This window comes from Nesterenkonia sp. F (assembly GCF_000220985.1).
Lineage (GTDB): Bacteria > Actinomycetota > Actinomycetes > Actinomycetales > Micrococcaceae > Nesterenkonia.
The window spans coordinates 1-2484 of sequence record NZ_AFRW01000115.1 but is presented as its reverse complement, the minus strand read 5'-3'; the positions used below and the strand labels follow the sequence as shown (position 1 = coordinate 2484).

At 73.7% G+C, this 2484-nt stretch carries 2 protein-coding genes and 1 pseudogene; 2 read left to right on the top strand and 1 reads right to left on the bottom strand.

From position 1 onward, the window contains the following. Positions 1-379: DUF202 domain-containing protein (locus GU5_RS0109550; protein WP_369750471.1), on the top strand; the 379-nt coding region annotated here is incomplete at its 5' end. A gap of 12 nt (positions 380-391) precedes the next feature. Here the strand turns inward: GU5_RS0109550 and GU5_RS15995 are convergent. Then, a pseudogene (locus GU5_RS15995) lies at positions 392-1340 on the bottom strand (aldo/keto reductase). Positions 1341-1520: 180 nt separating this feature from the next. Here GU5_RS15995 and GU5_RS15990 point away from each other — a divergent pair. After that, positions 1521-2375: a DMT family transporter gene (locus GU5_RS15990; protein WP_010525355.1), complete on the top strand. Its 855-nt coding sequence runs from the start codon at positions 1521-1523 to the stop codon at positions 2373-2375. The last annotated feature ends 109 nt before the right edge of the window (positions 2376-2484 follow it).

Here is a 2484-nt window from a genome sequence, read left to right as displayed (position 1 = left end):
GGCCTGGCGATGGTGCTGGAGTGAGACGATGAGCAGCGCCGTCGACGATCAGCTCTTCGACCCCGGCCTCCAGCCCGAGCGCACAGCACTGGCCTGGCGGCGCACCGGGCTGTCGATGATCGCCGCCACGCTGGTGGCCCTGCGGACCGTGCCCCAGCTGCTGGGCGTCTGGACCCTGGTGCCGTTGCTCGGGCTCGTCGCCGCCGCCGTCGCGGCCACCTGGATGGCGCACCGCCGCTATCAGGCCCACCACGCGCGGCTGACCGCCGGAGAAGGCGACCAGGTGCCCTTCTCCGGCGGCCGGCTGGCCGCGCTGACCACGACGATCACGCTCGGACTCGGCGCGGCCTGTCTGGCCTTCGCCGTCACCCGGCTCTGAGCCGGCCGCGGCTCAGGCCGGCACGCGGGACGAGACGTCGTCGAGGGCGGCGAGCTCGTCGTCGCCCAGCTGCAGCCGCACCGAGTCCATCAGCGCCGGCAGCTGCTCAGTGGTCCGGGCGCTGGCGATCGGCGCGGCGACGGTGGGTCGGCTGCGCAGCCAGGCCAGCGCGACGGTCGGGATCGTCACGCCGTGCCCGGCGGCGATCTCCTCCAGCACGGAGACCACGCGCAGCCCCTCCTCGGAGAGATAGCCTGCGGCCATCTGCTCGCGATCCGCGCCGCGGAGGTCCCCGGCGCTGCGGTACTTGCCGGTGAGAAAAGCCGCTGGCCAGCGCGAAGTAGGGCATCACCGCCAGTTCCTCCTGCGCCGCGAGGCCGGCCAGGTCGGCCTCGTAGGACTCCCGGCGGACCAGGTTGTAGTGCGGCTGCAGCGCCACCGGCAGGGTCCAGCCCTCGCGCCGGGCGATGGAGAACCATTCGCGCACCCGGTCGGCGGAGTAGTTCGAGATCCCCACCGCGCGGATCGTGCCCGCCTGGACCAGCTCCTCGAAGGCGCCGACGGTCTCCTCCAGCGGCGTCTCGGCATCGTCGAAGTGGGCGTAGTACAGGTCGAGGCGATCAGTGCCCAGCCGCCGCAGCGACGCCTCGGCGGCGGCCTTGACGGTCGGCGCCGACAGCCCGGAGAACTCCGGGTGCTGGCTGACCTTGGTGGCGATCACGACCTCGTCGCGGCGGCCGCGGGAGGCCAGCCACTCGCCGATCATCGTCTCCGACTCGCCGCCGGAGTGGCCCTCCGCCCAGGCGGAGTAGACGTCGGCGGTGTCGATGAGGTTCCCGCCGCCGTCGAGGTAGGCGTCCATCACCGCGAAGGAGGCGTCGCGGTCGCTGGTCCAGCCGAAGGTGTTGCCGCCGAGCGCGAGCTCGAAGATGTCGATGCCGGTGTGTCCGAGAGCAGCCATGAGATGTCCTTCCGTCCCAGGATCGGTCGGCAGCACGACCGCGCTGCCATGATGACGGGCGACGGCGTCGTCGCTCCGGCCGGTGCAACGTCCCGAAAGCGGTGGTATTCCTGGCGTCAGCATCGTCCTCGCCCGGCGTCACGCACGCTTCGCGGCGGCGTCCCGGCCTAAGCTGGCGGGGTGCTCTCACTGCGATCCTCCGTGCCGCTGACCGTGCTCTCCGGCGTCCTGCTGGTCGTCGCCTCCTGTGCGGCGGTGCAGGGTTCGGCGGCGCTGGCCAGCACGCTCTTCGACGTCGTGAGCCCAGCCGGCGTGGTCGCCTGGCGTCAGCTCTTCGGTGCGGCGACGCTGCTGATCATCGCCCGGATCGCCCGCCGCCTCGGTGCGGCCGGGCCGCTGCTGCGCCGGCGCCCGCGTCGCGAGTGGGGCCTGATCCTCGCCCTCGGCGCGGCGATGGCGGCGATGAACCTCAGCTACTACGCCGCCGTGCGCGTGCTGCCGCTGGGCGTGGCCGCGACGATGATGTTCCTGGGCCCCTTCGCCCTGGCGGCGCTGGCGTCTCGGCGAGGACGCCAGCTGATCGGGCCGCTCCTGGCCCTGCTGGGCGTGGTGCTGATCAGCCGGCCCGGCGGCGACGTGGACGTCGCCGGACTGCTCATCGGTGCCCTGGCGGCCGTCGCCCTGGCGGTCTACACGCTCTGCTCGGGCCGCCTGGGCGATCGCGGCGGCGTGGACAGCCTGGCGCTGGCCTCGGCCGTCTCGGCGCTGCTGCTCAGCCCGATCGCGGCGACCCACGCCGCCGAGCCGACGCCGGCGGCCTGGGCGGTGCTGGTCGTCCTCGGCGTCGTGGGGATCTCGGCGACCTTCCTCTGCGACTTCCTGGCGCTGCGGCTGCTCGGCGCCCGGGCGGTGGCCACGCTCTTCGCGCTGGATCCGGTCAGTCGGGGCGATCATCGGGGTGATATTCCTGGCCGACGCGCTGAGCATCGGCGTCGGCGCGGGGATCCGTGGCCGTCGCCGGCGGCGGCGCGCTGACCATGCTCACCGCGACCTCCCGCTCCCGGGCGCCGCGGCCGGAGACCGACCGCGGCGCCCGGGCGCAGGAGGCGGAGCCGCCCGAAGGAGTCAGCGGGTCGGATCGATG